Origin of the sequence: Sphingomonas sp. dw_22, assembly GCF_018449795.1 — a bacterium.
Lineage (GTDB): Bacteria > Pseudomonadota > Alphaproteobacteria > Sphingomonadales > Sphingomonadaceae > Sphingomonas.
This window is the reverse complement of sequence record NZ_JAAVVE010000021.1, coordinates 44,239-70,741: the sequence shown is the minus strand read 5'-3', so window position 1 is coordinate 70,741 and position 26,503 is coordinate 44,239. Positions and strand designations below refer to the sequence as shown.

Genomic DNA, 26,503 nt, shown 5'->3' with positions numbered 1-26,503 from the left:
GGGGGCGGGGGCGGGGGGGCGCCGCGCGCGGGGGGGCGGGGCCCGGGGCGGCGCGGGACCGTCGCCGCCCCGCTGCCGTCGCCAGGGGGTGCGAGCGAACGGGCGCGGGCCCGGTGGCCGTGTGAGGCGGGGACGGTGCGGCCGGTCAGGGGGACGGCGAGGGCCGCCACGCCCCTGCGGCCCGGCTGGAAGGCGGTGGCCTTTCCGGCGGGCGTGGCCGGGAGCGTGCGCGCGGCCTCGGCCGCCATGCCGTCGATATCGGCTACCTGCGCGCCGGCGGCGTGGCGCGCGGCCTGCTCGCGCGTCTCGAACCGGCAGCCGGCGAGCAGCGCCAGCAGGAGGAGCGGCGCGGCGCCCTTCATGCGCGCATGTCGAAATTGCTGAGGCGCGCGGCATTGCCGGGCACGATCAGGACGCAGTCGATCAGCTGCTTCTCGGGCTGGCCGGTGCTGCCGGTGCGCAGATAGGCATCGGCCTGCTCCACCGCCATCCGCGCCTGGCGCGAGGCGGGCTGGAGCACGGTGGCGCGGATGCCGCCCGACAGGATCGACTGCTTCACGTCGTCGCTGCCGTCGAAGCCGACGACGATCACATCGGTGCGTCCCGCCGCCTTCAGCGCGGCCCAGGCGCCCATCGCCATGGTGTCGTTGCCGCAGATCACGCCCTTGATCTGCGGATTGGCCTGCAGCATCGATTCCATCTTCGCATAGGCTTCGGTCTGGCTCCAGTTCGCGGACTGGCGCGCGACCGATTTCAGGTCGGGATACTGGTCGAGGATCGCGTGGAACCCCTCCGAGCGGATCGTCGCATTGGTGTCCGCCTCGCGTCCCACCAGCTCGGCATAGGGGCCCTTCTCGGCCATCGCGGCGACGAACGCCTCTGCGCCGATCTGGGCGCCCTGATAGTTGTTGGACACGATCTGCGACACGGCGACGCCGCGCACGTTCAGCTCGCGGTCGATCAGGAAGGAGGGGACGCCCGCCGCCCGGGCGCGGCGCACCGCGGCGACGGTGGCGGCGGCGCCGGCATTGTCGAGGATGATCGCCTTGGCGCCGCGTGCGATCGCGGTGTCGATCATCTCGGACTGCTTGCTGGCGTCGTCGTCATGAACGAGCATCAGCGGCTCGTAGCCGAGCGCCTTTGCCCGATCGCGCGCGGCTTCGGCCTGGGCGCGGAAGAAGGGATTGTCATAGGGCGGCATGATAATCGCGATGATGCCGCGCCCGGCGCCCGCGCGCGACGAGCAGCCCGCGACGAGAGTCGCTGCTCCGAGCATGCCCAGGACCGTGCGCCGTTCGATCACCTGTCTCTCCCAAAACAGCCTCGCTCCTCTTTTCCGGGAGCGTCGACCCAGTGCAAACCCCTTTACGTAATCCGCTGGATACTCGCGGCCAGTTCGTCACGGTCGAAGACGCTCTTCCAGTCGTCGCGCATGAGCTGGGGTTTGCCGAAGGTGATCGCCTTGTTGCAGGCATCGGAGAAGACGCCCGGAATATGCTGGAAGATCACGGCGCCCAGGATGTTCATATGGCCGAGCAGGAAATCGCGCGCAGCCTCCTGGGGCACGCCGCGGGCGACGACTTCGTCCATCGCCTCGCGCATGACGTCGAGCAGCGAGGCGCAGACGGTTTCGGACAGGCCCGGCTCCAGCAGCGCCATCTGGTCGACGGTCACCCGGTGCGAGCGCAGGATCGGCGCCCAGATCGTCCGCGCGATCGCCTCGCCGAGTTCGTAATGCGCGTCCGGCCCCTGCATCAGCGCGCTGACGATGCTCTGGCGCGCATGGAGGCCGCCGAACCGATCGTCGCGCGCGGCGGGATCGGTCTCGTCATTGAAGATCGGCGGATGGCACGGATGCGTGACGAAATAAGTCAGGTCGGGGCGATCGGGGAGGTGCCCCGCGAACGGCGCCGCCGCATCGAGCGCCATGACCATCGCGCCGCTCTTCAGCGAAGGCGCGATCGCATGGGCGACCTTGCCGACGACCGTGTCGGGCACCGCGAGGATGACGACGTCGACATCGTCGAGCGCAGCCGCCTGATCGACGCACTCGATACCGAGCTCGTCCTTCAACCGCGCACGGCCGGCCTCGCTCAGCTCGACATGCCGCACGTCATATTCGCTCGACTTCAAATTGCGGGACAGGCGCGCGCCCATCTTTCCACCGGCGCCGAATAGCGCAACCGCGACCATGCATCCCCTCCGTGAACAACGTCTTGGCGGATATGGTATGCTGGTATAATGAGTAGCGCAAGAGAGGATCGCTTTGCCGTGCAAGGCAGGTGCGACTAGGGGAGCCGGATGACGCTGAAGATGCCCGAAGCCGACGCGCGTACGCTCGCGCGGCGCGATTCGATCGTCGCCGCGCTGCGCCGAATCGTGCCGGGGGAGGGCGTGATCGCCGATCCGGACGGATTGCGGCCGTTCGAGAGCGATGGATTGACGGCCTATCGCCAGATGCCGCTGGTCGTGGTGCTGCCCGAGACGGTGGAGCAGGTGTCGCAGGTGCTCGCCTGGTGCCATTCCGAGGGCGTGAAGGTGGTGCCGCGCGGTTCGGGCACGTCGCTGTCCGGCGGTGCGCTGCCGCTGGAGGATGCGGTGCTGCTCGGCCTGTCGAAGTTCAACCGGGTGCTCGATATCGATTACGAGGACCGGCTGGCGGTGGTGCAGCCGGGCGTCACCAATCTCGCGATCACGCGTGCGGTCGAGGATCGCGGATTCTATTATGCGCCCGACCCTTCGAGCCAGATCGCCTGCTCGATCGGCGGCAATGTCGCCGAGAATTCGGGCGGGGTGCACTGCCTGAAATACGGGCTGACCACCAACAACGTGCTCGGCGTCGAGCTGGTGATGATGGACGGCGAGATCGTCCGGCTGGGCGGGCGGCATCTCGATCCGGCGGGACTCGACCTGCTCGGCGTCATCGTCGGTTCGGAAGGGCTGCTGGGCGTCGTCACCGAAGTGACGGTGCGGATCCTGCCCAAGCCCGAGGGCGCGCGGGCGCTGCTGATCGGCTTTCCGAGCGTGGAAAGGGCGGGGCAATGCGTCGCCGACGTGATCGCGGCGGGCATCATCCCGGCGGGCATGGAGATGATGGACCGGCTCGCGATCCACGCTGCCGAGGCGTTCGTGGAGGTCGGTTATCCGCTGGACGTCGAGGCGCTGCTGATCGTCGAGCTCGACGGCGTCGGAGCGGAATGCGACCACCTGATCGAGGAAGTCACCGCGATCGCCCGCGCCAATGGCTCGACGACATTGCGCGCCTCGCAGGATGAAGCGGAGCGCATCGCCTTCTGGGCGGGGCGCAAGGCGGCGTTCCCCGCGGTGGGGCGGATCTCGCCCGATTATTACTGCATGGACGGCACGATTCCGCGCCGCCGCCTGCCCGAGGTGCTGGAGCGGATGGCGGAGCTGTCGGAAAAATACGGCCTGGAGGTCGCCAATGTCTTCCATGCCGGCGACGGCAATCTCCATCCCCTGATCCTCTACGACGCGAACAAGCCCGGCGAGCTGGAGCGGGCCGAGGCTTTCGGCAGCGACATCTTGCGGCTGTGCGTCGAAGTGGGCGGCGTGCTGACCGGCGAGCATGGCGTGGGCGTCGAGAAGCGCGACCTGATGCCAACGATGTTCAGCGAAGCGGATCTCGATCACCAGCAGCGGCTGAAATGCGCGTTCGATCCGCAATCTTTGCTCAATCCCGGCAAGGTCTTCCCGACGCTGCATCGCTGCGCCGAGCTTGGCCGGATGCACGTCCACCGGGGCGAGCTGCCCCATCCGGAGCTGCCGCGATTCTGATGCGTCCCTTGAACGAAGACGATATCCGCGACGTCGTCGCGGACGCCATACGGGCAGGCGCGACGCTCGATATCCGTGGCGGCGGCAGCAAGGCCGGGATCGGCGCGCCGCGGCCGGAGGCGCGGCCGCTCGACCTGTCGGGGCTGGCGGGGGTGATCGACTATGACCCGGCCGAGCTGGTGCTGACGGTGCGGGCGGGCACGCCGCTCGCCGAAGTCGAGCGACTGGTTTCCGAACGTGGGCAGATGCTGGCGTTCGATCCGTTCGATCATGGCCCGATCCTGGGCGAGGCGGCCGGCGCAGCGACGATCGGCGGCGTGGTCGCCGCCGGGGTTTCGGGATCGCTGCGCCTGTCCGGCGGCGGTGCGCGCGATCATTTGCTCGGGCTGCGCGCGGTTTCGGGGCGGGGGGAGAGTTTCGTCGCGGGGGCCAAGGTGGTGAAGAACGTCACCGGCTATGACCTCCCCAAGCTCGCGGCGGGAAGCTGGGGCCGGCTGTTCGCGATCACCGAGCTTACCCTCAAGGTGTTGCCGCGCGCGCCCGTTGCCGCGACCCGCGCGGTCGAAGGGCTCGATCCGGCGGCGGCGGTCCGCGTGATGGCGGCGGCGATGGGGTCGCAGGCCGAAGTGGGCGCGGCCGCGCATCTGCCGGCCGATCTGAACGATGGACGCTCGCTGACCGCGCTGCGCCTGCTCGGCTTCGGGCCATCGGTGGCGGCGCGCGCGGCGATGGTCGAGCAGTTGCTTGGCGAGCATGGCGCGGTGCTGGCGCTCGATGGCGAGGCCGATGCGGCGTGGTGGCGACGGCTGTGCACGCTCGAAGCCCTTCTTAAGCCCCTCCCCTTCAGGGGAGGGGTTGGGGCGGGGCCTGTCCGGGAGGGCTCCGGTCTCGGTGAGACATCCCCCACCCCCAACCCCTCCCCTGAAGGGGAGGGGCTTGAGCTTGGGACTGCCGTCACACCGCTATGGCGCGTAAACGTGCCGTCAAGCGGCGGGCCTTCGGTCGTTGCCGCGCTTGCGCCGCTGGGCGCGCGCTGGCTGTTCGATTGGGCAGGCGGGCTGGTGTGGATCGCCTTTGACGGTGACGCCTCCGCCGTGCGCGACGCGGCGGCGAAGGCGGGCGGGCATGCGATCCTGGTCCGCGCGCCGGAAGCGATGCGCGCCGCCGTGCCGGCCTTCCATCCACAGGCCCCAGGCGTCGCGGCGCTGGAAGAGCGGGTGCGCCGTGCCTTCGATCCCGCGGGCGTGTTCGAGACGGGGCGATTCCAGTAATGCAGACGGCTTTTTCTCCCGCGCAGCTCGCCGATCCGGCCATGGCGGCGTCCGAGGCGGTGATCCGCAAATGCGTGCATTGCGGCTTCTGCACCGCGACCTGCCCGACCTATGTGCTGCTGGGCGACGAGCTCGATAGCCCGCGCGGCCGCATCTATCTGATGAAGGACATGCTCGAGAACGAGCGCGAGCCGAGCGCGGAGGTCGTCAAGCATATCGACCGCTGCCTGTCGTGCCTGTCCTGCATGACGACCTGCCCGTCGGGCGTGAACTACATGCACCTGGTCGATCATGCCCGGGCCTATATCGAGGAACGCTATCGCCGGCCGTGGCGCGAGCGGCTGTTCCGCACCTTGCTGGCGCAGGTGCTCCCCTATCCTGGGCGCTTCCGCCTCGCGCTGGCGCTGGCGCGGCTCGCGCGGCCGGCCACGCCGCTGGTGGAGCGCTTCCCGGCGCTGAAGCCGATGGCGGCGATGCTCGCGCTGGCCCCGAAGCGCGCGGCGCCCAAACCCTCGAACGCCGCGTCGCCGGTGCAGCGGCCGCGCGGGCGCGTGGCGCTGATGCAGGGGTGCGCCGAACCGGTGCTGCGGCCCGAGATCCGCGCGGCCACCGTCAGGCTGCTCAATCGCGCCGGCTATGACGTGGTGTTCGCGCCGGGCGAAGGCTGTTGCGGCGCGCTGGTCCACCATATGGGGAAGGAGGCGGCGAGCCTCACCGCCGCACGCCAGAATGTCGATGCTTGGGCCGCATTGGCCGATGACGGCGGGCTCGACGCGATCGTCATCACCACTTCGGGCTGCGGCACGACGATCAAGGATTACGGCTTCATGCTGCGCGAGGATCCCGCCTATGCGGAGAAGGCCGCGCGGGTTTCGGCGCTTGCCAGGGACGTGAGCGAGCTGCTGATCGATGCCGGGCTGCCGATCGGCGACGGGCGGGGGCTGACGGTCGCCTATCACGCGGCCTGCTCGCTCCAGCATGGCCAGAAGGTGACGGAGGCGCCGAAACGGCTGCTCGCAGGCGCCGGCTATATCGTGCGCACGCCGCTTGAGGCGCATCTCTGCTGCGGTTCGGCCGGCACCTATAACATCCTCCAGCCGGAGATCGCGGGGAAGCTGGGCGACCGCAAGGCCGCCAATCTCGCCCGACTCGAGGCCGATGTCATCGCGACCGGGAATATCGGCTGCGCGATGCAGATCGGTCAGCGCGCCGCCATTCCCGTGGTCCACACCGTGGAGCTGCTCGATTGGGCCACGGGCGGGCCAAGGCCCCTGGCGATGAACAAATAGTGTGATAATAGGATTTTTCTTGATGGCGTCGCGCCGTCATGGCTTAATGTGAACGCCGCGATCGGCGGAACAACAACAAAACCAGCGGGGAGGTACGATGAGGAATATCGTCGGTTCGATTAAGCGCGTTGCGGCCGTTTCGGCGTCGATGCTCGCTCTGGCGGCCGCTGTTCCGGCGGCGGCGCAGGTGCCGGACTATCAGGCCAAGGTCGACAGGAAGCTGGGCGAGGTCAAGGCCGGCATCGCCAAGGGGCCGTTCAAGTCCGACTGGGATTCGCTGCGCGCCTATCGCACGCCCGAATGGTTCCGCGACGCCAAGTTCGGCATCTTCATCCACTGGGGCGTCTATTCGGTCCCGGCCTTCGCCAACGAATGGTATTCGCGCAACATGTATGTGCCGGGCAACGCCGCCTATGAGCACCATGTGAAGACCTACGGGCCGCAGTCGAAGTTCGGCTACAAGGACTTCATCCCACAGTTCAAGGCGGAGAAGTTCGACGCCGACCAGTGGGTCCGGCTCTTCCAGGATGCCGGCGCCAAGTACGTCGTCCCCGTCGCGGAGCATTGCGACGGCTTCGCGATGTACGCGTCGGACTTCACCACCTGGGATGCGGCCGACATGGGGCCGAAGCGCGACACGACCGGCGAGATCGCCAAGGCGGCGCGCGCGCACGGCATGCATTTCGGCCTGTCGTCGCACCGCGCCGAGCATTGGTGGTGGTATTATATGGGCCGCACCTATGATTCCGACGTCAACAATCCGGCGAACGACGGCCTGTATGGGCCGGCGTCGCGCACCGGACTGCCCGCCGATGCGCCGGAGACCTGGCCCGACAGCGGCCAGCTCCAGAACTGGATGCCGCCGAGCAAGGCTTTCCTGAACGACTGGATGGCGCGCACGTCCGAGCTGATCGACAAATACCAGCCCGAGCTGATCTATTTCGACTGGTGGACCTCGGCGCCGCTGTTCGAGCCGCTGATGCGCGACACCGCGGCCTATTATTACAACCGCTCGGCGGCCCGGAACGCGCCCGGCATCATCGCCTACAAGGGATCGCAGTTCGCCGAGGGCAGCGCGATGTTCGACATGGAGCGCGGCAAGACCGACGCGCTCAAGCTGACTCCCTGGCAATCGGATACGTCGGTGAGCGTCCATAGCTGGGGCTATGCCCAGAACGACACCTATCGCAGCGCGCCGTCGCTGATCGCCGATCTGATCGACATCGTCAGCAAGAACGGCAACCTGCTGCTCAATGTCGGGCCGAGGGCGGACGGGACCATCCCCGAGGAGATCCAGACCGTGCTGCGCGGCATGGGCGCGTGGCTCAAGGTGAACGGCGAAGCGATCTACGGCACGCGGCCCTTCAAATATTTCGGCGAGGGGACGACCAAGTCCGGCCAGGTGCGCGTGGGCGGCCAGGTCGAGGAATCGGCGGTGAAGGGCTTCACGCCGGCGGATATTCGTTTCACCACCAAGGGCGACACGCTCTACGCGCTCGGCCTGTCGCGGCCGAAGGACGGCGCGGTGCTGGTCAAGACGCTCTATGCCGGCACGCCGTATCTCGATGCGCCGATCAGGAGCATCGAGCTGCTCGACGGCGGCAAGATCACATGGCGGCAGACGCCGAAGGGCCTTGAAGTGACGCTGCCGCCGGTGGGCGACGGCGCCGCGCCCTACGCGCTGCGTATCCGGACGCGCTGAACGACAAAGGGGCATCGGCGCCGCGCGTTGCGGCGACCGATCGCCCGACAATCGATAGGATGGGGAGAACGGCGATGCGGCACGCACGACGGTGGATGACGGCTATCTGTGCGGCGGGGGGCCTGTCCGGCTCGGCATGGGCGCAGGACATCCCGCTCCAGCCGTTCGCGGTCAACCACGAGCAGCGCGTCGATTCCGCTGCGGACGCGCGTTTCCTGCTGGACGGACCGGCGGGGAAATACGGCTTCATCCAGGCGCAGGACGGGCATCTCTATCGGGGCGACGGACAGCGCTTCAAATGCTGGGGCGTCAACCTCACCGGCTTCAGCACTGGCTCCGCGTTGCTGCTGCCGCACCAGGAAGCACGCGAGATGGCGGCGGAGCTGGCGCGGCTCGGCGTCAATTGCGTGCGGATGCATTTCCTGGATCTGCCCAAGACCCAGTCGCAGAAGCCGGCGGGCGATCTGGGCCCCGATCCGGTGCCGGTGAAGCAGATGCCCGCCGGCCTGATCGCCGATGGCGACAGTTCGCGGGCGCTCGATCCCGGGCAGCTCGACCTGCTCGACTTCCTGTTCGCCGAGCTCAAGAAGAACGGCATCTATGTCGACTTCAACCTCAATGTCGGGCGGGCCTATCGGCCCGGCGACGGGGTTCCGGACTATGACCTGATCGGATCGGCCAAGGCCTATACCTATTTCGGTCCGGAGCTGGTGGCGCTGCAGAAGGAATATGCCAAGCAACTGCTGGGACACACCAACCCCTACACGAAGCTGCGCTATGCGGACGATCCTGCGGTGGCGATCGTGGAGGTGGTGAACGAGAACTCGCTGCTCGAATTCTGGATGCGCAACTGGCTGCGCGGCGAGCGGGTGAAGGGCGGGGCGAACCTCCAGCTCGACATGACGCCGCATTACCAGGCGCTGCTGGTGAAGATGTACAATGACTGGCTGGGGAAGAACCGCAGCGCGGCGGAGTTGACCAAGCTGCGCGGCATGGCGGGCGTGTCGGCGGGGCAGCCGGTGCCGTTCATGCGGCGCGGGGACCATGTCGAGGCGCCGAGGCTTCGGCTCGATGCCGAGCTGGCGTTCCTGACCCAGGTCGAGATCGACTTCCATGCCGAGATGAAGCGGTTCCTGAAGGATGAGGTCGGGGTGAAGTCGCCGATCGTGCCGATGGCAGATCACACCTATTTCATCGCCAATCAGCCGCTGATGCGCACCGCCAGCAAGTCCGACATTCTGGACGCGCATGTCTATTGGCAGCACCCGGCCATCTACGGCCGGCGCAACGAGCCGATGGTGAACAGTCCCGAGCTTTCGATCATCCAGAAGCTTGCCCGTAGCGCGACGGCGGGCAAGCCGTACACGCTGAGCGAGGTGAACCACCCCTATCCGAGCGACTATGGTTCGGAGATGATCCCGATACTGGCCTCCTATGCCGCGCTTCAGGATTGGGACGGCATCTTCTTCTATACCTATGAATCGAAGCTCCATGGCAAATGGACGCCGATGGTCACGGGCGAGTTCGATATCGCGCTCGATCCGGTGAAGATGGCGCAGATGCCTGCGGGGGCGATGCTCTTCCTGCGGGGCGACGTATCGGCGGCGAAGAAAATGCTGACGCGGTCCTATTCGACCGACCAGGTCAGCGAGGCGTCGCGGCTGCCGCGCGCGGACATGCCCTATTACACGCCGGGCTTCGACATGAAGATCCCGCTGGTGCACGGCTCGCGGGTCTCGTGCCTGGACTGCAAGCCGACGCTTCCAGCGCCCCTGCTGGCCTCGAACCCGATCGTGTCGGACACCGGTGAGCTGAGCTGGCGGACCGATGGCGGCAAGGACGGGCTGGTGACGGTCGACACGCCGCGTTCGCAGGCACTGGTGGGATTCGTCAGCGCCAATGCGCAGGTCCAGACGCGTAATCTGTCGGCGGACATCAAGAACCGGTTCGCGGCGATCACGCTGTCGTCGCTGGACGGCAAGCCGCTCAATCTCTCCAACCGCATGCTGCTCACCACTACCGGCAAGGTCGAGAATACAGGGCAGAAGTGGAACGACCGCCGCGCCATGCTCTCGAACTGGGGCACCGCGCCGACGGTGATCGAGCCGATCACGGGCTGGATCCAGCTTAAGGATCTGGAGGGCGCGATCGGAGTGTCGGCGACGCCGCTGGATGGCGCGGCGCGGCCGATCGGTCCCGAGATCAAGGGGCGGATGATCGAGCCGGGCTGGGAGATTGCGGTCGGCACGCCCGTAACGACCTCCTACCTCGTCCGAGTCGAACGCTGAGATGCCGCAAATTCGGTGACGGGCGTCGCCTCGCTCGTCCCGCGGCCAATTGGAAAGTCTTCGGGTGAATGGATCCGGAATGGCTGTTTTCCGCCGGATTCCGGCACATGGAAACACCATGGAAATCCCGAATAATGGGAAATTCGGGGAAGGCTTGACGGAACTGGTATGATCTGCATAGCTCTCCATTAATAAGATAATATGAGAAATTTTTGGGGAGGTTGGCTGTGAGGAATTCACTGAAAGCTGGTGCTTGCGTATTCGCGATCGTCATTATGCAGGCGAGCGCGCATGCGCAGGACGCGAACGCGCCTGCGCCGCAAACCGATCAGGTGGATGACGCCGGATCGCAGCAGGCGGATGAAATCATCGTGACCGGCGTGCGTGCCAGTCTTCGGAGCTCGCAGGAGATCAAGCGCAACGCCGATTCGATCGTCGACTCGATCGTCGCCGAGGACATCGGCAAGCTTCCCGACGCCAATGTGACCGAAGCGCTGCAGCGCATCACCGGCGTCCAGATCACGCGCGACTATGGTGAAGGCACGGGCGTGGCGATCCGCGGCCTGCCGCAGGTCGAGACCACGCTGAACGGCCGCGAGGTCTTCACCGCCGGCTCGGGCCGCACCTTCAACTTCCAGGATCTTGCCGCCGAGCTGATCGCCGGCATCGACGTCTACAAGGCGCCCGACGCGAGCCTGGTCGAAGGCGGCATCGGCGGCACCATCGACGTGCGCACCCGCATGCCGTTCGATTTCGACGGCCTCAAGATCACCGGCGGCGCCCGCGCGCGCTACAATGACTTGGTCGACAAATGGTCGCCCAACGCGTCGATCCTGGTCTCGGACCGCTGGCATACCGGCATCGGCGACATCGGCGCGCTGGTCACGGTTTCCTATCAGGACCGCGACCTGCGCAGCGACCAGGACAGTGTCGGTTCCCCGACCGGTCGCGCGGACGTGATCCCCGGCCGCACCATCGCGGTTCCCAACGGCACCTATCTGCCGCAAGTGATCGGCGACCGTAAGCGCTTCGGCATCGATTCGGCGCTGCAATGGCGCCCAGGCGGCGGCTTCGAATTCTACGCCCAGTACAGCTATTCCTATTTCAAGAACGGCGCCGACTGGAGCGGCCTCAACGTTCCGACTGCGCCGGTGAACGGCAATCCCACGGCCAATCAGCCGGAACCGGGATCGTTCGAGACCTATCCGGACAGCGACAATTTCCTGCGCGGCTCGTTCCTGAACGTGCCGGTCTCGACGATGGGCGTGTCGCGCGACCAGATCGACAAGAACCGCACCTATGCGATCGGCGGCAAATGGGCGGAGGGTCCGCTCAGCATCAAGGTCGACGGCAGCTATACCAAGTCCTCGAGCAAGCTGACCTATCGCGAGCTCGACCTGACCACGACTGCGCCGCGCATTACCCAGGATCTCGAGGCGTTCGATGTCCCATCGTTCCTGATCCAGGGCGTCGACCTCACCAGTCTGGACAGCTACCGCGTCGGCGCGATGACCGAGAGCCGCAACGATTATGACGGCGACCAGAAGGCGTTCATGGCGGACGTCGACTACAAGATTGATTCGTTCATCACGCAGATCTCGGCGGGCTTCCGCTATTCGGACCGGGAGGCCCATTTCACGCCGTGGCGCTTCTTCGCGACTCCGCCCGGAGCGCCGCAGGCCACTGCCTTCTCGCAATATTTCGCACCGAACCCCCATCCCGACTTCATGGCGAAGGCGAGTGAGGGGACGCCGGTCACGTTCGATTTCCTGTCGACGATCCCCGGCATGCTGCGCAACAATTTCGATGCGATGCGGCAGGCGCTGGGCTTCACCACCGGGCCCGCGGTCAATCCCTTGTCGGTGTTCGACATCGGCGAGAAGACGACCTCGGGCTATGGCCTTGTCAAGTTCGCCAATGAGAACGGCTTCCGCTTCGACGGCAATGTCGGCGTCCGCGTCGTGAATACCAAGGGCACGCTGGTCGGCTTCCGGCCACTGTACGTGAACAACGTCCAGACCGGATACCAGGCGCTGGATATCGACAACAACTACACCAAGGTGCTGCCCTCGGCGAACCTGCGCTTCCGCTTCACCGACAAGCTGCAGCTGCGCCTGGCCGCATCGAAGACGATGACGCGGCCGGACTTCAACCAATTGTCGCCGTCGGTCACCGTGGTGCCTGCCTCGTCGCTGGCATCTTCGGGCAATCCGGACCTGAAGCCGCTGATGTCGACCAACCTCGATGCGTCGCTCGAATATTATTTCGGCACGACCAACTCGGTCTATGTGGCGGGCTTCCGTCGCAAGGTGGAAGGCTTTATCGGCAGCTCATCGACGGCGGGCGTGATCATCGACGGCCTGCCCTACACGCTGACCCAGCCGATCAATATCGGCAAGGGCACGATCAAGGGCTTCGAGGTCGGCTATCAGCAGTTCTTCGACTTCCTGCCGGGCCCGCTGAGCGGCCTGGGCACCCAGCTCAACTACACCTTTGTCGACTCCGAATCGCCGAGCCCGGTGCCTGGCGAGACGGTGCCGCTGCCGCAGCTTTCGCGCCACAGCTTCAACGTGGTCGGCATCTACGAGAAGGGGCCGGTGAGCGCGCGCGTCGCGTATAATTACCGCAACAAATATTATAGCGGGCTTGCCTTCCTGCAGGGCGGTCTCGGCACCGTGCCGAACTTCCGCAAGGGCTATGGCTGGCTCGACGCCTCGCTGAGCTTCGAGCTGAACAAGAATCTCACGCTGACGCTGGAAGGCAACAACCTGCTGCGCCAGCGCCTCGAGGGCTATGTCCTCGACGAGCAGCGGACGACTGGCGTGGAGATCAACGATCGCCAGTTCACGATCGGCTTCCGCGCGACGCTGTGACCCGCGACGGCCCGCCGCCCTGCGCGGCGGGCCGGTCGCTCCTCGAATGCGCGCCGTCCCGGCGGCACGCCGGAGGCAGGAGATGATCGACCGCAAGACATTCCTCGAAGGCGCGCTGGCGCTCGGCGTCGCTTCGGTGATGCCGAGGGGCGCTTTCGCGGCGTCGGGTGAGAACCCGGCCGACGGCGCGGGGCAGGGCTGGTGGATGCAGCAGCCGATCCGCTGGTTGCAGACCAATTTGCGCGAAACCGATGCCGCGCTGGACCCTCAAGCGTTCGTGAAGGACGTCGCCGATTTCGGCGCCAATGTGCTGCTGATGTCGGCGGGCGGCATCTCGGCGCACTATCCGAGCAAGGTGCCGCTGGCGTATGTCAGCCCCTGGCTGCCGGCGGGCAAGGACATGTTCGGCGCGGTCGTCCGCGAGGCGCATGCGCGCGGCATCCGCGTGGTCGGCCGCTGGGATTTCAGCAAGGCGCGCAGGAACGTTTATGACGCGCATCCCGACTGGTTCTTCCGATCGGCCGACGGCAAGCCCGACGTCTATAACGGGCTCTATTCCACCTGCATCAACGGCGGCTGGTACGGCGAGAAGGCATTGGAGATCCTGACCGAGGCGCTGGAGCGCTATCCGGTCGACGGCTTCTTCTTCAACATGTTCAGCAATCCGGTGCTGAACTACAGCCATCAGCCGATCGGCCTGTGCCACTGCGACAATTGCGTGCGGCTCTTCCGCGATTTCGCAGGGACCGAGATCCCGGCCGAGCGGACCGAGCAATATCGCCTGTTCCTGAAGGAATCCGGCCTGCGCGCGTCGCGGCGGATCCAGCAGCTCATCAAGGCGCGGCGGCCTGATGCCTCGGTCGCCGGCGCGGCGGAGGAAGTGAGCGACATCGTCTTCTCGGAATCGAAGACCGCGCTGAAGACGCTGCTGCCGATGTGGCCCTATTCGTCCGCCGACAACACCAACCAGGCGCTCAACAGCTTTCCCGACAAGCTGCCGCTGAACGAAAGCATCCCCTATATCGCCACGTCGTGGCGCTTCGCCGCGATCTCCGCGCCCGAATCCCGCTCGCGGATATGGCAGGGCGTGGCGAACGGCGGCGGCGCGGCCTTCCTGACCAATGCGACGCTGGCGGACTATCCCGACAAAAGGGCTTCGAACGCGGCGGCGCGGGTCTATCGCTGGCTGCGCGAGCATGAGGGCTATTATGTCGGCCAGGAGAGCGAGGCGCGCGTGCTGCTGCTCGCGCCCGGCGGCCCCGGGGCGGGCATCGCGGCGTCACCGGAATCCTATCGCGGCCTGTATCGGCTGCTGAGCGAGCTTCACATCCCGTTCGCTGCCGCCAACAATCTCGACTGGCTGGGCAAGCGCGAATTCGACCTGGTCATCGCGCCGGGCGCGACGCCGGCGGCGCTGGAATCCTATGTCAGGGGCGGCGGCAGGCTCATCATCGCGAGCCCCACCGAACCTGGTTTCGCCGTCGCGCCTGTCGTCAAGCGCTGGGAGAAGCCCGACGGCGCCTATTTCCGGGTGCGCGACAAGGCGCGGTTCCCCTCGCTGGCGGAGACCGAGGTCTTCATCGTCTATGGCGACTATCTCCAGCTCGACGGAACCGGGCCGATCACCTTCGTGCCCCCGTCGATGTACGGCCCGCCCGAGTTCGTCCATGTCGACTGGAAGGACACCGACTATCCGGGACTGGTGACCCGAGCGCTCGGCCGCGGCACGGTCGCGTGGCTGCCCTGGGAATTGGGCAACCTCTATTATCTGCACAGTTCCGAGGCGCATGCCGGCCTGTTCTCGGATCTGGTCGACCAGCTTCTTCCCGAGGGGCGGCAAGTGCGGACCAACGCGCATCCGTTGGTGCAGGTCACGCTGATGCGTCAGGGACAGCGCCGCCTGCTGCATCTGGTCAACCTGACCGGTCACGCCGACACCGCCTATTTCGATCCGGCGCCGATGCGCGACATCCGGATCGACGTGAAGCTGCCCTTCGCGCGCGCCGGCGCCGTCGTCTCCGCGCAGGCGCTGCCGGTGGCGCGGCTCGACGGGGGCTATGGCCGGATCACCTTGCCGCGGCTCGGCGAATACGAGCTGATCGAACTGACCTGAGCTAATTCCACATGGGGCCGAACCGATGATCGAACGCAGGGATATCCTGAAACTCGGCGCCGCCGTCGCGGCAACCGGCACGCTAGGCACCGCTGCGATCGGCGCCGCGCCGGGCAAGGTATGGATCCTGTCCGATCCGGCGGACCCGGTCGCCTCCGCGACGCCGGTCGCCCGGGCGGTGGACCGGCTTCGCAAGGCACTGACGGAGAAGGGGGTCGCCAGCGCGGTGTCGGCCACGGCGGACCCGGCTCCGGGCGAGCTCGTGCTCCTCCTCGCCAACAGGGCTTCGGGGCATGCCGAGGGTTTCGCGATCGCGCCCGACCGGTTCAAGGGCGCCCGTGCGTTACGGGCATCGTCGAGCGGCAGGCTGGGCCTGGCCTATGCGGTGCTGGAGCTGGCCGATCGCGTGCGGCTGTCCTCGTCCCCCGATCTCGGGCTCGACATCGCGGCGATGGATGAGAAACCGGCCAATGCGATCCGCAGCATGGCGCGCTCCTTCTGCAGCGAGATCGAGGACAAGGGTTGGTATTACGACAAGGGCTTCTGGGCCGATTATCTCGACATGCTGGTCGCGAACCGCTTCAATCGCGTCGCGCTGTTCTTCGGCTTCGGCTATGATTTTCCCAAGAACATCACCGACGATTATTTCCAGTTCCCCTATGTCTTCCTGTTCGACGTGCCGGGATACGACGTCCGGCTGAATCCACCGCTGCCGGCGGGCGAGCGCGAGAAGAATCTGGAGACGCTCAGGTTCATCTCGTCCGAGGCGGCGGCGCGGGGACTGCACTTCCAGCTCGGCATCTGGACGCACGCTTATGACTGGGTGGAAAGCCCGAAGGCATTCCATCGGATCGAAGGGCTCACGGCGAAGACCCACGCCGCCTATTGCCGAGATGCGATGGCCAGGCTGCTGAAGGAATGCCCGGACATCAACGGGCTGACCTTCCGCATCCATGTCGAGAGCGGCATCGCGGACGGCAGCTTCTCCTTCTGGCGGACATTGTTCGAAGGGTTCGCGGCGGCCGGTCGCCCGGTCGAGATCGACATGCATGCCAAGGGCATCACCGAAGAGATGATCGCCATCGCCCAGGCGACCGGCATGCCGATGCAGGTGAGCCCCAAATTCGCCGGCGAGCATATGGGGCTCGGCTATCACCAGGCCGATATCCGCGAGAACGAAGTGCCGACACCTGAGCGGATCGCGAAGACCGGCAACAGCAGCAGCGGCGTGCGGCGCTTCACGCGCTACGGCTATGCCGATCTGTTCGTCGAGGGGCGCAAATATGGCGTGCTGCATCGCCTGTGGCCGGGAACGCAGCGCTTCCTGCTATGGGGCGATCCGGCCACCGCCGCTGCCTATTCGCGCGCGGCCGGCTTCTGCGATTCCGCCGGCCTGGAGATCTGCGAGCCGCTGACGTTCAAGGGACGGGAGGCCTCCGGGCATCCGGGCGGCCGCAACGCCTATCAGGACAAGGCGCTAGAGCCGGGCCTGAACGATTGGGCCAAGTTCGAGTATGAATATCGCCTGTGGGGGCGCCTGCTCTACGATCCTGATGCCGATCGGGCAGGGTGGGGGCGCTATCTGGCGCGGACCTTCGGGCCGGCCGCCACGGCTGCGGAGACGGCGTTGGCGCATGCCTCCCGCACGCTGCCGCTGTTCACCACCGCCAATATCCCTTCCACCTCGAACCGTTATTACTGGCCGGAAATCTACGACAACATGCCGGTGATGCCGCTCACCGGCTACAAGCCGATCGCGGACCTGCCCGACGGCTATACGCTCGCCGATATCAGCGCGCTCGATCCGCAGCTCTTCTCTTCGATCGCCGAGCATGCCGATCTCGTGGTGGCCGGGAAGGCGGACCCCAAATATTCCCCGGCCGAAGTTGCGCGCGCGCTGGAAGGCTTTGCCGGCATGGCCGCGACGGCCCTGAAGCAGGCGCGCGCGCAGGCAACGGCGCCGAGCGATCCGGCCTTTCGCCGGCTCGAAGAGGACGTCCTGATCCAGATCGGTCTGGCCCGCTTCTTCGCCGCGAAGCTGCAGAGCGGCCTGTTGTTCCAGGTCTATCGGAAGACCGGGGCGATCGAGACCGGCCGCCAGGCGCTTGCGATCTATGCTAGGGGTCGCGACATCTGGGTGGCGATGGCCGAGCGGGCACGCGGGGTCTATGTTCCCGACATCAGCTTCGGGACCGAGGCGATCGTCCAGCGCGGGCATTGGATCGATCGGGTGCCGGACATCGATCGCGACATCGCCGCAATGCGGGCCGCGCTGTCGAACCCGATGCGGCAGGATGGTTCGACCAGAGCCCCGATCGCCAGGAACGTCCTCGATCCGTCGCGTCCGCGCTATGCGTTCGAGCACGCGGCGCCGGACAGCTTCACGCCGGGCCAGCCCTTGGCCGTGCGCCTGTCCGTTCCATCGGACATGCAGCATTGCGCGCTGTATTTCCGGCACGTCAATCATGGCGAGCGCTGGCGTTCGGTGCCGATGGCGGGGGCCGGCGGGCAATATTCCGCGGAGATACCGGGCGACTACACCGCGTCGCCGTTCCCGCTGCAATATTACTTCCTGCTGCAGGGCGCGCGGGGCGACATGCTGGCGCCGGGGCTCGACGCGAACTGGGCCGGCCAGCCCTATTACGCGGTCTGGCGCCGGCGCCTTGCCTAGCGGCAGAAATCCAGAACATCCCAGTATGTATCATATTATTGCGATTAATGGGATGTTGTTGACGTGAGCCCGGCTGGGCTCGACTATTCCGCAAAAGACGCGGGGCGACGCGGCCGCGCTCAGGGGAGAGCATGATGATCGAATTCAGGAAGCGTGTTGATGTCGTGCGGGGAGCGCTCGGCATCGGCGCGATGATCGCGATGGCGGCGCCGGCGTGCGCGCAGGATATTCCGCTCCAGCCGTTCGCGGTCAATCACGAGCGGCGCGTCGATTCCGCTGCGGACGCGCGTTTCCTGCTGGACGGACCGGCGGGGAAATACGGCTTCATCCAGGCGCGGGACGGGCATCTCTATCGCGGCGACGGCCAGCGCTTCAAATGCTGGGGCGTCAACATGACCGGCTGGGCAGTGGGATCGGAAGAGATCCCATCGCACCATGATGCCGAGATCTATGCCGCGGAGCTGGCGCGGCTCGGCGTCAATTGCGTGCGCCTGCACTTTCTCGACCGGCCCGACACCGTCAACGCGGTGCAGAACGAAGGCGCCGATCGTTCGCCGACCGCGGGGCCGTTCACCCATGGCCCGCGCGGGCTGATCCGGGGCGATGTCGACAACAGCCGGGAGTTCAACCAGGAGCGGCTGGACAATCTCGATTACTGGATCGCCGAGTTGAAGAAGAACGGCATCTATGTCGACTTCAACCTCAATGTCGGACGGCGCTTCAAGGCGGGCGACGGCGTGCCGGACGCCGATCTGTTGGGGCCGGCCAAGGCCTATACCTATTTCGGTCCGGAGCTGGTGGCGCTGCAGAAGGAATATGCGAAGCAACTGCTGGGGCACACCAACCCGTACACGAAGCTGCGGTACGCGGATGATCCGGCGGTGGCGATCGTCGAGGTGGTCAACGAGAATTCGCTGCTGGAATTCTGGATGCGCAACTGGCTGCGCGGCGAGCGAGTGAAGGGCGGGGCGAACCTCCAGCTCGACATGACGCCGCATTACCAGGCGCTGCTGGTTGGCATGTACAACGACTGGCTGGTGAAGAACCGCAGCGCGGCGGAGTTGACCAAGCTGCGCGGCATGGCGGGCGTGTCGGCGGGGCAGCCAGTGCCGTTCATGCGGCGCGGCGATCATGTCGAGGCGCCGAGGCTTCGGCTCGATGCCGAGCTGGCGTTCCTGACCCAGGTCGAGATCGACTTCCATGCCGAAATGAAGCGGTTCCTGAAGGATGAGGTGGGCGTGAAGTCGCCGATCGTGCCGATGGCGGACCACACCTATTTCATCGCCAATCAGCCGCTGATGCGCACCGCCAGCAAGTCCGACATTCTGGACGCGCATGTCTATTGGCAGCATCCGGCGATCTATGGCCGGCGCAACGAGCCGATGGTCAATAGCCCCGAGCTTTCGATCATCCAGAAGCTTGCCCGTAGCGCGACGGCGGGCAAGCCGTACACGGTGAGCGAGGTGAACCATCCCTATCCGAGCGACTACGGCTCGGAGATGATCCCGATCCTGGCCTCCTATGCCGCGCTCCAGGATTGGGACGGTATCTTCTTCTATACGTTCGAGACCAAGATAAGCGGCAAATGGACTCCGATGATCGGCGACCATTTCGACATGACACTCGATCCGGTGAAGATGGCGCAGATGCCTGCGGGGGCGATGCTCTTCCTGCGGGGCGACGTATCGGCGGCGAAGAAGGTGCTGACGCGGTCCTATTCGACCGACCAGGTCAGCGAGGCGTCGCGGCTGCCGCGCGCGGACATGCCCTATTACACCCCGGGCTTCGACATGAAGATTCCGCTGGTCCACGGCTCGCGGGTCTCGTGCCTCGACTGCAAGCCGACGCTGCCGTCGCCGCTGCCAGCGTCCAATCCGATCGTGTCGGACACCGGCGAGCTGAGCTGGCGGACCGATGGCGGCAAGGACGGGCTGGTGACGGTCGACACGCCGCGTTCGCAGGCACTGGTGGGATTCGTCAGCGCCAATACGCAGGTCCAGACGCGCAACCTCTCGGCCGACATCAAGAACCGGTTCGCGACGATCACGCTGTCGTCGCTGGACGGCAAGCCGCTCAATCTCTCCAACCGCATGCTGCTCACCACCACCGGCAAGGTCGAGAATACAGGGCAGCAATGGGATGAACGGCGCGCGATGCTGACCAATTGGGGCACCGCACCCACGGTGATCGAGCCGATCACGGGGTGGATCCAGCTCAAGGATCTGGAGGGTGCGATCGGGGTGTCGGCGACGCCGCTGGATGGCGCGGCGCGGCCGATCGGTCCCGAGATCAAGGGACGGATGATCGAGCCGGGCTGGGAGATCGCGGTCGGCACGCCGGTGACGACCTCCTACCTGATCCGGGTCGAGCGATGACCGCACCCCGGCTGACCCGTCGCGGCTTGATGGCCGCGACGCTGGCTACGTCGCTCATGCCGAAGGTCGCGCTGGCCGCTCCCGGCGCGGGGCGCTTGCGCCCGTCGAGACCGCGCGTCGAATGGCGCGTCCGGCCCGAGGGGATCGACATGCTGCGGCCGCGCTTCGGCTGGACCGCCGAAGCCACGGACGCCACCGCTCGCGGCGTGCGCCAATCGGCATGGCGGATCGTCGTCGCCAGCACGGAGGCGGACGCTGCCGCCGGTCGCGGCGACATCTGGGACAGCGGCAAGGTCAAAAGCGCGAAGTTCGGCGCGCGGCCCGGCCGCGACCTGCGCCTCGGCGCGCAGGCGCCCTATTGGTGGTCGGTGATGCTGTGGGACGAACAGGGACATCCCTCCGGGTGGATCGCGCCCGAGCGGTTCGTCACCGGCGTGCTGGGCACCGGCGCCTGGAAGGCGAAATGGATCGCCGCCGAGCCGGGCTGGCCGATCCGCATTGCCGAATCCCGCAAGGGCGCGCCTGCCGACGGCGCGAAGCCGATGCCGCTGTTCCGGCGGGCCTTCGCGGTTCGCAAACCCGTGCGGCATGCGATCCTCTCGGCCAGCGGGCTCGGCCATTATGCAGTGAGCATCAATGGCCGCGAGACCACGCAGTCCATGCTCAATCCGGGTTGGACCGATTATCGCAAGACGGTGCTCTACAACAGCTATGACGTCACCGGCCTGTTGCAGCCGGGCGCCAATGCGATCGGCGTGATGCTGGGCAACGGCATGTACAATGTCGAAGGCGTCAAGGACCGCTACAAGAAGTTCGTCGGCACCTTCGGCCAGCCCAGGCTGATCGCGCAGCTCGCGATCACCTATGAGGACGGCACGCAGGAACTGATCGTCAGCGACGAATCCTGGGTCACGCGGCCCGGCCCGATAACCTTTTCGTCGATCTATGGCGGCGAGGATCATGACGCGCGGCGCGAGATCGCGAACTGGGACCGCGCCGGAGTGGCCGCCGAGGACTGGTCGCCGGTGCTGGTGGTCGAAGGGCCGCCGGGTACACTCAAGGCACAAGGGATCCCGCCGATCACCGTCGATACGACTTATGCCACGGCGCGGATCACCGAGCCGAAGCCGGGCGTGTTCGTCTATGATTTCGGCAAGAACGCCGCGAGCAGGCCGGTTCTGAAAGTGCGCGGACCCGCCGGCGCGACGATTCGGTTGAGTCCTTCCGAAGTGCTCGGCGACGACGGCACGATCGCGCCGCGCAGCATCGGCGCGCGGCCGGGCCTGCCGGTCTATTATGCCTATACGCTGGCGGGGCGTGGCGAGGAGGTCTGGCGGCCGCGCTTCACCTATTGCGGATCGCGCTATCTGCAGATCGAGGGCGCGATGCCCGCCGATCGCGCGGGACCGAACGACGTGGCCGTTCTCGGCCTGGAGAGCGAGTTCGTCCACACCGATCTGCCCCAGGGCGGACGGTTCGAATCCAGCCAGGCGCTGCTCGTGCAGGTCCATGACTTGATCAAGCAGGCGGTGCTCAGCAACAGCGCGAGCGTGTTCACCGATTGTCCGCACCGCGAGAAGCTCGGCTGGCTCGAACAGGACCATCTGAACGCGGAGACCGTCCTCTATGTCGAGGACGGCGTGACGCTGTACGAGAAGACGATCGCCGATATCGTCGATGCGCAGTTGCCGAGTGGCCAGATCCCCGAGATCGCGCCCGAATTCGTCCAGTTCCTGGGCGTCGACGAGATCTATCGCGATTCGCCCGAATGGGGCGGGGCGGTCGTGATCGCGGCGTGGAAGACGTACAGGATGTACGGCGACCCCAGGATATTGGAGATCGGCTACCCCGCGATGCGGCGCTATGCCGATCACATCGAAAGCAAGCGCACCGCCGACGGCCTGGTGGTCTATGGGCTGGGCGACTGGCTCGATCTGGGGCCGCGCGCCGAAGGCGGCCGCACCCAGTTGACGACGATGGGCGTGACCGGAACCGCCACTTATTACCAGATGCTGACCTACCTGGTGGAGATCGCCCGGCTGCTCGGGCGGCCCGCATCCGAAGTCGCCGGCTTCCAGCGGCGCGCCGCGAGCGTGAAGGCGGCGTTCAACGCGACCTATTTCCATGCCGACAAGGGCAGCTACGATACCGGCAGCCAGACCGCGAACGCGATGCCGCTGGCGCTGGGCATGGTTCCGGCCGGGCAGGAGAAGCGCGTGCTGGCCAGTCTCGTCGCCGATATCCGTTCGCGGGGCGATCATGTCACCGCCGGCGACATCGGCTTCCATTATGTCGTGCGCGCGCTTGCCGAGCATGGCGCGCCGGAAGTGCTGCATGCGATGCTCTCGCGCACCGATGCGCCGAGCTATGGCGCGCAGGTCATGGCCGGCGCGACCGCGCTGACCGAGAACTGGGATCCCAAGCGCGGCGGTTCGCAGAACCATTTCATGCTCGGGCACGCGCTGGCGTGGCTCTATAGCGGGCTGGGCGGGATCACGCTCGATTTCTGGGACAGCGCCGCGCCGGCGATCACGATCGCGCCGCAGACCGTGCCGGGGCTCGAATCCGCCGCGGCGAGCTATGATTCGGTGCTGGGGCCGATCCGCAGCGCCTGGCGGCGGCAGGGCGGGGCGATCCGGTTCGAGATCGAGGTTCCGGCGGGCGCGCAGGCGGCGGTCCGCCTGCCTGCGCCGCTCGGCGGCATCCGTGAGGGCGGCGCGCCTGCCGCGAATGCCGTGGGCGTGCTGAAGGCGGCCGACAAGGCAGGCGTCGCGACGCTCACTATCGGTTCCGGACGCTATGTGTTCGAGGCGGCCGCGGCATAGCCAACGGCCCCTCGATCAGCATCCCTGGGCGAGGATCACCGGCAGCGCCGTCTTCGCCATGCGGGTATAGCCGGCGTCGTTCGGGTGGAGATGGTCGCCGATCTGCTCGGGCAGGCGCATCACCATGGGCTTGCCCGGCTCCTGCATCGCCAGGTCGAAATCGATCACCCCGTCGAAGCGGCGCGCATTGGCGCGGATCCACCGATTGACCGTCTCGCGGCGCTGCTCCCCGTCCGGATCGGCATAGGCGGCGCCCTCATAGGGCAGCAGCGTGCCGAAGATCACCTTGAGCCCACGCCCCTTGGCTCGGGCGAGGATCTGCTCATAGGCCGCGATCAACTGGGCCGCTGTCGGTTGCCAGTTGTGGGCAGGGTCTTTGACCTTGCCGATATCGTTAATGCCTTCGAGCACGACGATATGGGTGGCGCCGGGGACGGACAAGGCGTCCCGATCCAGCCGCGACAGCGCGTTCGGCCCGCGCCCGCTGCTGAGCAGGCGGTTGCCGCTGATGCCGGCATTGGCGATCGCCCAGCAGCGCCCCCCGGCATTGCCGGCGAGCATGCGGCCGAGCTGATCGGGCCAGCTCATCGCCTTGCCGGGAGAGGCGCCCGCGCCTTCGGTGATCGAATCGCCGAACGTCACCAGCACGCGGGTCGCGCTCGCGCCGCCGACCTCCAGCGCGCTGACCACGCCTGAAGCCCGGACATGGCGCGGGGCGGGCAGGTCGAGCATCGATGTCGCATCGCCGGCCGCGACATCGACCATCTGGGCATGGGCCGGGGCGGCGGTTTCGTCGGGATAGTGGATCGACACGGCGATCCGCTCGCCGGCCTGGACCGGATAGGCGATCGGATCGGACAGCATCGGCGCGCGCGCCGGCACCGAGACGCTCCGGGCCTGTCCGAACGACAGCGAGCGCAGGCTGCCGGGCATGGATTTGCCCTCCGCATCGAGACGCAGGATCGAGGCCGCGCCGATGCGCAGCGGCACGCCCGCAAGCTCGTTGGTGAAGCGCACCCGCACGCTGCCGCCCGCCGCGCCTACGCGGATTTCCTGGCGCACCGTTTCGTCCCTGAACGGGCGGCCGAGCCCCTTGCCGTCGCGCGTGTCGGGCTCATAGCCGATCGGCGGCGAGGCCCAGCCGGGCACCCAGCGCTCGGGCGCGACCGCATGCGCGGCGGTGAGCGCGAGCAGGCCGAGCAGGGCGGGGGCCGCCAGAAGAGCGGGTTTCATCATCGGGCCTCCGGGGCAAGCTGGAAAAGGGCGATGCCATGCGCGGGCACCTGGCCATCGGCCCAGTCGCCGCCGGCCGGCTTGGCGCCTGCCGGAACGGTCAGCGGATGGGCGACGCTGCCGTGGTTGATGGCGATCAGGATGCGCTTGCCGGCGCCGGCGCGCTCGGCGATCTCAAAATCGGGGTGTGCATCGGCGACCAGCGGGGCCACCTTCGCATCGGCAAGCCGCGACGCGGCGAGCTTCGCCATCGCCTCCGGATCGAGCCACGCACCGACATAGGTGATGCTGCCCCGTCCGACATTGCGGGTCACGATCGCGGGCTTGCCGTCGAGCCATCCGCCGGCATCGGCATAGGTGGCGATCGTGCGGACGTCGCGGGCAGTGGGCTCCAGCGCTTCGGCCCAGATCGCCGCCTTGCCCGTCACCGAACCGGTGATGCCGACAGCCTGATCGAGCGCATAATATTGCGCGACCCGGGCGCCGAGCAGCGCGGCGAGCGGGCCGGGCTGGCGCTGGGGCCAGAGCGCATTGGCATCGTCCTTCATCCCCGAGCGCGGGCCAAGCACGAGATGGCCGCCGCCGCGCACATAGGCTTCGAGCGCCCTTGCCTGCGCTTCGGTCAGCACGTTGAGATCGGGCGCCACGACCAGCGGATAGCGCGCGAGATCGGCCGCGGCGGGCAGGATATGCACGCCCTGCGACTGCACGCGCAGCGGCCGGTAGAAATCGGTGAACGCCTTGATCGGATCGAAATCCTTGTGGTGGCGCTGCAGGTCGATCGCCCAGCGGCTGTCATAGGAGAAGAGCATCGCCACCTTGGCCACCGGCTGGGTGTCGGCGAGGAGCGGCGTCGCCCGGATCAGGTCGGCGGCGACATGGGCGATCTCGGGCTGGATCGGATTGGGCTGCCCGTCCTGACCCAGCACCGATCCGTGATAGGTTTCCTGGCCGTTCGGTGAGGGGCGCCATTGCCAATAGAGCACCGCGTCCGCGCCGTGCGCCACCGATTGCCAGGCGAGCTCGCGCACCTGGCCGGGATCGAGCGCACGGTTGACCGGCACCCAGTCGACGCGGCCGGGCTGCGTCTCCATCAGCCAGAAATTGCGCTGCTTGTAGCCGCGGACGAGATCATGATTGGCGCCGTTCGCCACCCAGTCCGGGCGGCCGTCCGGAATATAATTGTCCCAGGCGGCGATATCGAGATCGCGGTGCATGACGAAATGGTCGAAGCCCGCATTCCAGAACATCGTGTTGGTGGTGATGAAGGCGCGGCTGTCGACCAGCGGGCGGATCGCGCGGACCTGGTTCTGGACATAATCAGTCCAGGTCGTCGTGGTGAAATGCTTGAAGTCGAGCAGTAGCCCGGGATTCTGCTGGCCGGTGGCGTGGAGCGGCACCTGATCGAAGCTGTTGTAGAACTGGCTCCAATATTGCGTCGCCCAGCGCCGATTGAGTTCGTCGATCGTGCCGTAGCGCGCCTTGAGGAAAGCGTGCCAGGCGGCCACCGATTCGTCGTCGAACGAGGGTGGGCCGACTTCGTTGTCGATCTGCCAGCCGACCACCGCCGGGTTCTTGCCGTAGCGCTTCGCCATCTCGGTGGCGATGCGGCGCGAGAGGTCGCGATAGCGCCCGCTGGCGAAGGAGAAGTGGCGCCGCGCGCCATGCCCGGCCCGCGTGCCGTTCTCGTCGACGCGCAGCACGTCGGGATATTTCTGCGTGAGCCAGGCCGGCGGCGCGGCGGTCGGCGTGCCGAGCACGACCATGAAGCCGTGGCGCTCAGCGGCGGCGACCGCCCGGTCGAGCCAGGCGAAGTCGAACCTGCCCTCTTCGGGTTCCATCCGGCTCCAGGCGAACTCGCCCATCCGGATGGTGTTGAATCCGGTTGCCTTCATCAGCGCCAGGTCGGTTTCCCAGCGGCTCTCGGGCCATTGCTCGGGATACCAGGAGATTCCCACGGCGATCGCGGGGCGATCGACGAACGCCGTCGCCCGGGCGGGAAAACCGGTGGCCTGCGAAGACTCGGCGTGCGCGGACACGTTGCTCAAAAGCAGGGCAAGTGCTACCG

General features: G+C 66.8%; 14 protein-coding genes and 1 pseudogene. 10 read left to right on the top strand and 5 right to left on the bottom strand.

Features of this window, described 5'->3' with window-relative positions; all coding sequences use genetic code 11:
- The 3 genes and pseudogenes from HB724_RS11310 to HB724_RS11300 form a co-directional block, all read right to left on the bottom strand.
- Window positions 1-362 (bottom strand): annotated as a pseudogene (locus HB724_RS11310) (hypothetical protein); the annotation flags it as partial.
- Entirely contained in the window at window positions 359-1,303 is a 945-nt protein-coding gene (locus HB724_RS11305; RefSeq protein WP_213981038.1) for a D-ribose ABC transporter substrate-binding protein, read from the bottom strand. The pseudogene HB724_RS11310 and the gene HB724_RS11305, both read right to left, overlap by 4 nt.
- Before the next feature lie 62 nt (window positions 1,304-1,365).
- Window positions 1,366-2,193, bottom strand: a complete 828-nt coding sequence (locus HB724_RS11300) for a phosphogluconate dehydrogenase C-terminal domain-containing protein (RefSeq protein WP_213981037.1) — start codon at window positions 2,191-2,193, stop codon at window positions 1,366-1,368.
- A gap of 108 nt (window positions 2,194-2,301) precedes the next feature.
- Between HB724_RS11300 and HB724_RS11295 the strand changes: the two genes are divergently transcribed.
- From HB724_RS11295 to HB724_RS11250, 10 genes are all read left to right on the top strand, one after another.
- Window positions 2,302-3,795, top strand: a complete 1,494-nt coding sequence (locus tag HB724_RS11295) for an FAD-linked oxidase C-terminal domain-containing protein (RefSeq protein ID WP_213981036.1) — start codon at window positions 2,302-2,304, stop codon at window positions 3,793-3,795.
- Window positions 3,795-5,066, top strand: coding sequence for an FAD-binding protein (locus HB724_RS11290; protein WP_213981035.1), 1,272 nt, complete (start codon window positions 3,795-3,797; stop codon window positions 5,064-5,066). Before HB724_RS11295 ends, HB724_RS11290 begins: the two co-directional genes overlap by 1 nt.
- On the top strand, window positions 5,066-6,355 hold the full coding sequence (gene glcF, locus HB724_RS11285; protein WP_213981034.1) for a glycolate oxidase subunit GlcF: 1,290 nt from the start codon (window positions 5,066-5,068) through the stop codon (window positions 6,353-6,355). The genes HB724_RS11290 and glcF overlap by 1 nt, the downstream gene beginning before the upstream one ends.
- Before the next feature lie 97 nt (window positions 6,356-6,452).
- Window positions 6,453-8,057 carry an alpha-L-fucosidase gene (locus HB724_RS11280; protein WP_213981033.1) on the top strand — a complete coding sequence of 535 codons (1,605 nt, stop codon included), beginning with the start codon at window positions 6,453-6,455 and terminating at the stop codon, window positions 8,055-8,057.
- Window positions 8,058-8,152: 95 nt separating this feature from the next.
- Window positions 8,153-10,345 (top strand): hypothetical protein, encoded by a 2,193-nt coding sequence (locus HB724_RS11275; protein ID WP_213981032.1) that lies wholly within the window; start codon window positions 8,153-8,155, stop codon window positions 10,343-10,345.
- Between the two features lie 275 nt (window positions 10,346-10,620).
- Window positions 10,621-13,218, top strand: coding sequence for a TonB-dependent receptor (locus HB724_RS11270; protein WP_213981031.1), 2,598 nt, complete (start codon window positions 10,621-10,623; stop codon window positions 13,216-13,218).
- 82 nt (window positions 13,219-13,300) lie between these two features.
- Window positions 13,301-15,331, top strand: a complete 2,031-nt coding sequence (locus HB724_RS11265; protein WP_213981030.1) for an alpha-amylase family protein — start codon at window positions 13,301-13,303, stop codon at window positions 15,329-15,331.
- Between the two features lie 25 nt (window positions 15,332-15,356).
- Window positions 15,357-18,002, top strand: a complete 2,646-nt coding sequence (locus tag HB724_RS11260; RefSeq protein WP_213981029.1) for a hypothetical protein — start codon at window positions 15,357-15,359, stop codon at window positions 18,000-18,002.
- Window positions 18,003-18,136: 134 nt separating this feature from the next.
- Entirely contained in the window at window positions 18,137-20,377 is a 2,241-nt protein-coding gene (locus HB724_RS11255) for a hypothetical protein (RefSeq protein ID WP_213981028.1), read from the top strand.
- The gene (locus HB724_RS11250) at window positions 20,374-23,202 is read left to right on the top strand and encodes a family 78 glycoside hydrolase catalytic domain (protein WP_213981027.1); all 2,829 of its coding nucleotides are present in this window, start codon (window positions 20,374-20,376) and stop codon (window positions 23,200-23,202) included. The genes HB724_RS11255 and HB724_RS11250 overlap by 4 nt, the downstream gene beginning before the upstream one ends.
- Window positions 23,203-23,217: 15 nt before the next feature.
- Here HB724_RS11250 and HB724_RS11245 read toward each other — a convergent pair whose 3' ends face one another.
- Complete coding sequence (locus HB724_RS11245; protein WP_213981026.1) at window positions 23,218-24,435, bottom strand: SGNH/GDSL hydrolase family protein; 1,218 nt, start codon at window positions 24,433-24,435, stop codon at window positions 23,218-23,220.
- Window positions 24,435-26,474, bottom strand: a complete 2,040-nt coding sequence (locus HB724_RS11240) for a beta-galactosidase (protein WP_346344717.1) — start codon at window positions 26,472-26,474, stop codon at window positions 24,435-24,437. The genes HB724_RS11245 and HB724_RS11240 overlap by 1 nt, the downstream gene beginning before the upstream one ends.
- Window positions 26,475-26,503: the final 29 nt, after the last annotated feature.

Excerpts from the sequence above, each read along its gene's own strand:
- HB724_RS11300 (WP_213981037.1), bottom strand. The coding sequence starts at position 2,193 with ATGGTCGCGGTTGCGCTATTCGGCGCCGGTGGAAAGATGGGCGCGCGC.
- HB724_RS11295 (WP_213981036.1), top strand. The coding sequence starts at position 2,302 with ATGACGCTGAAGATGCCCGAAGCCGACGCGCGTACGCTCGCGCGGCGC.
- HB724_RS11290 (WP_213981035.1), top strand. The coding sequence starts at position 3,795 with ATGCGTCCCTTGAACGAAGACGATATCCGCGACGTCGTCGCGGACGCC.
- glcF (WP_213981034.1), top strand. The coding sequence starts at position 5,066 with ATGCAGACGGCTTTTTCTCCCGCGCAGCTCGCCGATCCGGCCATGGCG.
- HB724_RS11280 (WP_213981033.1), top strand. The coding sequence starts at position 6,453 with ATGAGGAATATCGTCGGTTCGATTAAGCGCGTTGCGGCCGTTTCGGCG.
- HB724_RS11275 (WP_213981032.1), top strand. The coding sequence starts at position 8,153 with ATGACGGCTATCTGTGCGGCGGGGGGCCTGTCCGGCTCGGCATGGGCG.
- HB724_RS11270 (WP_213981031.1), top strand. The coding sequence starts at position 10,621 with ATGCAGGCGAGCGCGCATGCGCAGGACGCGAACGCGCCTGCGCCGCAA.
- HB724_RS11265 (WP_213981030.1), top strand. The coding sequence starts at position 13,301 with ATGATCGACCGCAAGACATTCCTCGAAGGCGCGCTGGCGCTCGGCGTC.
- HB724_RS11260 (WP_213981029.1), top strand. The coding sequence starts at position 15,357 with ATGATCGAACGCAGGGATATCCTGAAACTCGGCGCCGCCGTCGCGGCA.
- HB724_RS11255 (WP_213981028.1), top strand. The coding sequence starts at position 18,137 with ATGATCGAATTCAGGAAGCGTGTTGATGTCGTGCGGGGAGCGCTCGGC.
- HB724_RS11250 (WP_213981027.1), top strand. The coding sequence starts at position 20,374 with ATGACCGCACCCCGGCTGACCCGTCGCGGCTTGATGGCCGCGACGCTG.
- HB724_RS11245 (WP_213981026.1), bottom strand. The coding sequence starts at position 24,435 with ATGAAACCCGCTCTTCTGGCGGCCCCCGCCCTGCTCGGCCTGCTCGCG.